Source organism: Roseomonas rosulenta (assembly GCF_016106005.1).
Lineage (GTDB): Bacteria > Pseudomonadota > Alphaproteobacteria > Acetobacterales > Acetobacteraceae > Neoroseomonas > Neoroseomonas rosulenta.
Map to the genome: position 1 here is coordinate 1 of NZ_JACADR010000245.1, position 6,749 is coordinate 6,749.

The 6,749-nt window shown below is 72.3% G+C and carries 6 protein-coding genes; all 6 read left to right on the plus strand.

Annotated elements, in window-relative coordinates:
- On the plus strand, nucleotides 1–1,625 hold a 1,625-nt coding region (locus HW578_RS20905; protein ID WP_198372648.1), incomplete at its 5' end, for a TIGR03016 family PEP-CTERM system-associated outer membrane protein.
- A 9-nt stretch (nucleotides 1,626–1,634) separates the two neighbouring features.
- Nucleotides 1,635–2,621, plus strand: a complete 987-nt coding sequence (locus HW578_RS20910) for an AAA family ATPase (RefSeq protein WP_198372649.1) — start codon at nucleotides 1,635–1,637, stop codon at nucleotides 2,619–2,621.
- A complete protein-coding gene (locus tag HW578_RS20915; RefSeq protein WP_198372650.1) occupies nucleotides 2,618–3,502 on the plus strand; it encodes an XrtA system polysaccharide deacetylase in 885 nt (294 codons plus the stop codon). Before HW578_RS20910 ends, HW578_RS20915 begins: the two co-directional genes overlap by 4 nt.
- 10 nt (nucleotides 3,503–3,512) lie before the next feature.
- Complete coding sequence (locus HW578_RS20920; protein WP_198372651.1) at nucleotides 3,513–4,556, plus strand: FemAB family XrtA/PEP-CTERM system-associated protein; 1,044 nt, start codon at nucleotides 3,513–3,515, stop codon at nucleotides 4,554–4,556.
- A gap of 6 nt (nucleotides 4,557–4,562) precedes the next feature.
- Complete coding sequence (locus HW578_RS20925) at nucleotides 4,563–5,795, plus strand: TIGR03087 family PEP-CTERM/XrtA system glycosyltransferase (protein ID WP_198372652.1); 1,233 nt, start codon at nucleotides 4,563–4,565, stop codon at nucleotides 5,793–5,795.
- The coding region (xrtA, locus tag HW578_RS20930; RefSeq protein ID WP_198372653.1) for an exosortase A at nucleotides 5,792–6,749 on the plus strand (958 nt) is incomplete at its 3' end. The genes HW578_RS20925 and xrtA, both read left to right, overlap by 4 nt.

The window sequence follows — 6,749 nt, forward strand, 5'->3', positions numbered from 1 at the left end:
CCGGGCCGCGCGGAGCGCCGGTCGGCGGCGCCTCGCTCGGCGCGCCGCTCATCCCCTTTGGCGGAGCGCAGGAGCCGGCACCCGGTCGCACTGCCCCAGCGGACGCCGCCGGGGAAGGCGCCGCCACCGCCCCGCCGGTCCGCCTCGGCCCCTTCGGCGCGCCCTTCGCCGCGCCCGGCGAGGCCACCGCCCCGGACGATCCCGGGCGCGCCTGGAACATCGTGCCCAGCATCGCGATCAATGTCGGCGCGACCAACAACGTCTTCCAGACGCGCGACAACGCGCGTTCCGATGTCTTCACGAACATCACGCCGGGCATCCTGATCGATGGCGCGACGGAGCGCGTGCGCGCCACCATCAACTACGCCCCGGTCGCGACGGGATACGCCACCTACACCAGCCAGAACAGCTTCGCGCAGTTGGGCAGCGGACAGATCCTGGCGGAGCTCGTGCCAGACGCGCTGTTCCTCGATATCCGCGGCTCGGCGAGCCTCAGCACCACCAGCGGCGGGGTGGTGCCGGACAATGTGCTGCAGTCCAACCGCAACAACCAGGTGCAGACCTACCTCTTCCAGGTCTCGCCCTACTACGTCCATCGCTTCGGAAGCACCGCGACGGCCCAGCTCGGCTACACCTTCGCCTATTCGCAGCAGGAGGGCACCACGCAGTTCCTGCAGCCCGGCGCCACGCTGCCCAGCTTCCAGAACCAGGACTACATCTCGAACCGCGGCTATCTCGTGGTGCGCAGCGGGGAGGATTTCGGCCCGCTCGCGCTGCAGGGGCGCATCGACGGCACCGCCTTCTCGGGCACCGGGGTCTATGACGGCGCGCATGTCTTCGTGACCGCGCTCGAGGCGCGCTACGCCATCACGCCCACCATCGCCGTGCTGCTGGAAGGCGGCTACGAGAACATCGAGTACGGCGGCACCAACCCCGCGCGTATCAGCGATGCCATCTGGACGGTGGGTGTGCGCCTCACGCCCACGCCCGACAGCTTCATCATCGCGCGCTACGGGCATCGCGGCGGCTTCGACAGCCCCTCGCTCGACGCCGGCATCCAGCTTGGCGGCTTCACGCGGCTGACGGCGAGCTACGTCGAGCGCCTCGCCACCTCGGCGACCAATGCACAGAGCCTGCTCGACACCACCACGCTCGATGCGCTCGGCAATCCGGTGGACGCGGCCTCCGGTGCGCCGGTGCTCTATGCCAATTCCTTCAGCCCGGTGCAGAGCGGCCTGTTCAGGACCAAGACCGGGTCGGTGGCCCTGACCCAGGCCTGGCCGCGCGACAGCGTCACGATCTCCGCCTTCTACCAGCAGCAGGATCCCGTCTCGGCCGCGCGCGGCACGCAGATCGTGGAGACCACAGGCTACTACGGCGGCATCGCCTGGACCCATGAGCTGACGCCCGCGACGGCGCTCAACCTCGGCGTCCAGGTCGGGCGCACCGAGACCGCGAACCAGCCCTCGACCGATGTCGTCTTCGCAAGCGCCGCGCTGTCCCACCGTATCAACGAACGCCTCACGGGCGTCCTGCGCGTGCTCTATAGTACCCGGTCCTCGAGCCTGGCGACCAACGAATATTCGCAGGCCATCGTCCTGGCCGGGTTGCGCCAGACCTTCTGAGGGGGGGCGATGCAGATCGACTGCTACGGGCTGCGCGAGCATCCCTTCAAGATGTCGCCGGATGCGAGGCTCTACTTCGCCTCCAAGGCGCATAGCCGGGCGTATGCGCACCTGCTCTTCGGCCTGTCGCAGAAGGAAGGCTTCATCGTGGTCACCGGCGAGGTCGGCGCTGGCAAGACCACCCTGATCGAGCGGCTCTGTGCCGAGCTGCCCTCCGCCGACCACGCCATCGCCCGCGTCATGACCACCCAGGTCGAGGCCGATGACCTGCTGCGCCTGGTCGCCGTCGCCTTCGGCGCCGAGGCGCAGGGCAGCAAGGCGGAGATCCTGCGCGCCGTCGTCGCGCGACTGTGGGAGGGCATCTCCTCGCGCGGGATGCGCCACATCCTCATCGTCGACGAGGCGCAGGCGCTGCCCGTCGCGGCGCTCGAGGAGTTGCGCATGCTCTCCAACATCACCGAGGGCGAGCGCGCGCTGCTGCAGGTGGTGCTGATGGGCCAGCCGCAGCTGCGCCGCACCCTGGCGCGACCCGACCTCGACCAGCTGCGCCAGCGCATCCTCGCCGCCTACCACCTCGGCAGCCTGACGCTCGAGGAAACCCACCAGTATGTCCGCCACCGCATGAGCGCGGTCGGCTGGACCGGCACCCCGGAATGGCAGCCCGGCGCGCTCGATGTCGTGCACCGCTTCACCGACGGCATCCCACGGCGGATCAACCGGCTCTGCTCGCGCATCCTGCTCTCGGGCTCGCTCGAGGGGCGAACCGTGCTGACCGCCGAGCTCGCGGAGGCGACGGCGCAGGAACTCGACGAGGACCTTGGCGAGATCGTCGCCGCGCCCGAGCCCGAGCCGGAGGAGCGCGGCATCCAGGACGCCATTCGCGCCCTGGAAGACCGCATTGCCAATCTCGAGCACCTGACCGCAGGGCGCGAGCGCCTGCTGCGCCGCATCCAGGAGCTGGTCGACAGCGCCGAAGCCGCGCGGGCCGCACGATGACCGCCCCGCCCCCGCGCAACGCCATGAGCGTCGATGTCGAGGAATGGTTCCAGGTCCAGGCCTTCGCCGGCGTGATCCCGCGCGAACGCTGGGAGGTCTCGGACAGCCGCGTCGTCGCCAGCACCGATCGTATCCTCGCCCGCCTCGCCGAAGCCGGCGTCCGTGCCACCTTCTTCACCCTGGGCTGGGTCGCCGAGCGCCATCCCGCGCTGGTCCGCCGCATCGCCGAGGCCGGGCACGAGCTCGCCAGCCACGGCTACGGGCACGAGCTGGTCCATCAGATCGGCCAGGCGCGCTTCCGCGAGGATATCCGCCGCGCGAAAGTCGTGCTGGAGGATGCCGGCGGCGTCGCCGTGACCGGCTACCGTGCGCCTACCTTCTCGGTCGGGCCGGCCATCACCCCCTGGGCGCATCGCGTTCTGGCCGAGGAAGGTTACCGCTACAGCAGCTCGGTCTTCCCGCTGCGCCACGACCTCTATGGCGCGCCGGATGCGCCGCGCGGCCCGCATTTGCCCGACCCCGAGGGCGTGCCCGAACTGCCCATGACGACGCTGCGCGCCTTCGGGCGCAACTTGCCCTGTGCCGGCGGAGGCTGGTTCCGCCTCGCCCCCTATCCGCTGTTCCGCACCGCGCTGCGTCGCGTGAACCAGGCCGAGGGCCGGGCGGGGATGTTCTACTTCCACCCGTGGGAGATCGACCCGGGCCAGCCGCGCGTCGCCGCCGCGCCGCGCCGCGCCCGGTTCCGCCACTACACGCGCCAGGGCAGCATGGAGCAGCGCATCGTCCGCCTGCTGCGCGACTTCGCCTGGGGCCGGGTGGACGAGGTCTTCGCCAGCGAGATCGCCGCGCCCGCCCCGGCCCCGACCGCCCGGGCGGCCTGAGCGCCGGCCGATGGCGATCCGCATCCGCGAACTCGACGATGCGGCCGCACCGGCCTGGGACCGCTTCGTGCGCGCAACCCCGGAGGCGACCTTCTTCCACCTCGCGCCCTGGGCGCGGGTGATCCGCGAGGCCTTCGGCCACGGCACCCACTACGTGTATGCGGAACAGGACGGCGCGGTGGTCGGCGTGCTGCCGATGGCGCGCATGCGCACGCGGCTGTTCGGCGACCTCCTCGCCTCCACGCCCTTCTGCGTCTATGGCGGCGCGGTCGCGTCCGGCGGCGAGGCGGCCGCCGCGCTCGAGGCGTACGCGATCGACCTGCAGCGGCGCCTCGGCGTGCCCTGCCTCGAATTCCGCCGGCGCGGCGCGCCCGATCCGGGCTGGCAGCCGCGCCCGCCGCTCTACTTCACCTTCCGCAAGGCCATCGCCATCACCGGCGACGACACCAAGGACATGGAACGCAACATCCCGCGCAAGCAGCGCGCGGAGGTGCGCAAGGCGCTCAAGCGCGGGCTGACAACACTGACCGACGGCGACGTGGACCGGCTGCACCGCATCTATGCCGAGAGCGTGCGCAACCTCGGCTCGCCGGTCTTCCCGCGCCGCTACTTCCGCCTGCTCGCCGCGGCCTTCCCGGGTGAGCACGACGTCACCACCGTGCTGCACGAGGGGCGGCCCGTCTCGGCCGTGCTCAACTTCCACTTCCGCGAGGAGGTGCTGCCCTATTACGGCGGCGGCACGCGCGCGGCCCGCGGCCTCGCCGCCAACGACCTGATGTACTGGGAGGTGATGCGCCGCGCTGGCGCGGAACGCGGCGCCACGCTGTTCGACTTCGGGCGCAGCAAGGCCGGCACCGGCGCCTTCGACTTCAAGCGCAACTGGGGCTTCGCGCCGGAGGAGCTGCACTACTGCTACCGCCTGGCCGAGGGTGCCTCGGTGCCCGACAACAACCCGAACAACCCGAAGTACCGGCTGCTGATCGCGGCCTGGAAGCGGCTGCCGCTCGTGATCGCCAACCTGATCGGGCCGCGCCTCGTGCGCGGGCTCGGGTAGGCGCGCATGGCGCGCCGCCTGCTGTTCCTTGCGCACCGCATCCCCTACCCGCCGGACAAGGGGGACAAGATTCGCGCCTGGCACATGCTCGACCACCTGGCGGATCGCTGGGAGGTCGATCTGGGCTGCCTGGTGGACGACCCGGCGGATCTCGCGCATCTCGACGTGCTGCGCCGGCGCTGCGCCGCGGTTGAGCATGCCGTCATCGCCGGGCGCGGGCGCGCCGCGCGGGCGCTGGCGGGGCTGCGGCCCGGGCGGCCGCTCAGCCTCGCCTGGTTCCACGATGCGCGGCTCGCTTCCTGGGCGCGGGAGGGGCTGGCGGCGGGGCGCTACGACGCCGTGCTCGCCTTCTCCGCCGCCATGGCGCCCTACGCGATGGGGCCCGCGCCGCCCGCGACGCGCCGCGTGCTCGACCTGGTCGATGTCGATTCCGAGAAATGGCGCGCCTATGCCGAGGCCGCGCGCGCGCCGATGCGCCTGGTCTGGTCGCGCGAGGCGCGCACGCTGCTGGCCTTCGAACGCCGCGCCGCGGCGGAATTCGACCGCACGCTGCTGGTCTCGCCCGCCGAGGCCGCGCGCTTCCTCGCCCTCGCGCCCGAGGCGGCGCGCCGCGTCGCCGCGGTCGAGAACGGCGTCGATCTCGGCTTTTTCGATCCCGCGCAGGAGCATGCGCGCGTGATCGACGCGCCAGGGCCGGCCATCGTCTTCACCGGGCGCATGGACTACCCGCCGAATGTCGCGGCGGTGGCCTTTTTCGCGCTGGAGGTGATGCCGCTGCTGCGCGCGCAGCTGCCCGATGCGGTCTTCGTGATCGTGGGTGCGGCGCCGTCGCCGGCGGTGCGCGCGCTGGCCGACCTGCCCGCGGTATGCGTGACCGGCGCGGTGCCCGACACGCGGCCCTACATGGCCGGGGCCGCCTGCTGCGTCGCGCCGCTGCGCATCGCGCGCGGCATCCAGAACAAGGTGCTCGAGGCGATGGCCATGGCACGGCCGGTGATCTGCTCGCCCGAGGCCTTCGAGGGTGTGCGCGCCACCGCCGGGCAGGACCTGCTACTGGCCGGCGCGCCCGAGGAATGGGTCGCGCGCATCCGCGAGGTGCTGGACGGCCGCCACCAGGGCATCGGACAGCGCGCCCGCGCGGCGGTCGAGGCCGGGCACGACTGGGCGGTGACGCTGCGCGGCCTCGATGCCGCGCTGGGCGCGCCGGCCCCGCTGGCGGCACGGGAGGCGGCAGCATGAACGACGTCGAGCGCCCGGCACCACCGCCAGGCGATGCGACCCTTGCGCGCGATGTGTCCTGGCGGGCACCGCTGCTCGCCCTGGCCGCGGCGCTGGCGGCCTGGGGCGTGGTCTTCGCGCCCGAGGTCGCGGCCGCGGTCCGTGTCTGGAACAGCTCGGCCGCCTACAACCATTGCTGGATCATCCTGCCGATCGCGGCCTGGCTCGGCTGGCAGCGGCGCCCGCGGCTCGCGGCGATCGTGCCGTCGCCCGCGCCCATGGTCGCGCTGGTGCTGCTGCCGCTCGGCCTCGGCTGGGTCATGGCCGAGCGGCTCGGCATCATGGAAGGGCGACAGCTGGCGGCGGTCGCCATGGCCATCGCCATGGTGGTCGCGGTGCTCGGGCTGCGCTTCGGGCGCGCCATGGCGGGGCCCCTGGCCTACCTGGTGTTCCTGGTGCCCTTCGGCGCCTTCACCGTGCCGACGCTGCAGCGCGTGACGGCACGGATGATCGAGTTCGGCCTCGGCTTCACCGGCATCCCGCACTATGTCGACGACATCGTCATCGAGATCCCGGCAGGCACCTTCCTGGTGGCGGAGGCCTGCGCCGGGCTGCGCTTCCTGATCGCGGCCATCGCCTTCGGCGCGCTCTATGCGATGGTGATGTTCCGCAGCCCGGGGCGGCGGCTGCTGGTGATGGTGCTGGCGGTGGTGGTGCCGATCATCGCCAACGGGATGCGCGGCTTCGGCCTGGTGATGCTGGGGCATTACAGCGGCAGCGCGGCGGCGGTGGATGCCGACCATGTGCTCTATGGCTGGCTGTTCTTCTCGATCGTGCTGCTGCTGCTGATCCTGGCGGGGCTGCCCTTCCGGCAGGATGCGGCGGCGCCCGCCGCCCTGCCGCCGCCGCGCCGTCCGGCGGTGCCGCGGCCGGCGGTGGCCTTCGCCGCCATGGCGGAGATCCGAAGAGCACACG